1 pseudogene is annotated in these 399 nt (G+C 69.9%); it reads right to left on the bottom strand.

What is annotated here, in order from left to right:
* Positions 1-399: pseudogene (locus FL311_RS44820) on the bottom strand (methyl-accepting chemotaxis protein); the annotation flags it as partial.

Consider the following 399-nt stretch of genomic DNA (forward strand, 5'->3'; position numbering starts at 1 on the left):
GGGGGACCCCGCCCAGCTCCATCAGCATCCGCGCCGAGCGCCGCGCGCCCTCCGACTCTAGCTCCAGCGCCAGCGTGTCCCGGATGGCCTCCAGCTTCACCACCACCACGCAGCCGCTGAGCACCAGCGCGGAGATGATGGAGCCGCCGAAGGTGAAGGGCAGGAACCACGCCTGCCGGGGCCACGAGAAGCCGCCGCCCGCCAGCGCCACCGTCGCGTGCTTGCGCTGCTCCTCCAGCGCCAGCGGCAACAGCATCCGCTCCAGCGAGACGCTGATGGGAAAGCCCAGCAGCACGCCACAGCACACGCCGATGATGGTCCCCAGCACCACCTGCGACAAATCCTTGTGCCACGTCAGGCACACGTGGAGGCTGAACCAGAAGCCCCCCAGCGTCCACC

It is taken from the genome of Myxococcus sp. AB025B (assembly GCF_006518215.1).
Taxonomy (GTDB): Bacteria; Myxococcota; Myxococcia; order Myxococcales; family Myxococcaceae; genus Myxococcus; species Myxococcus fulvus.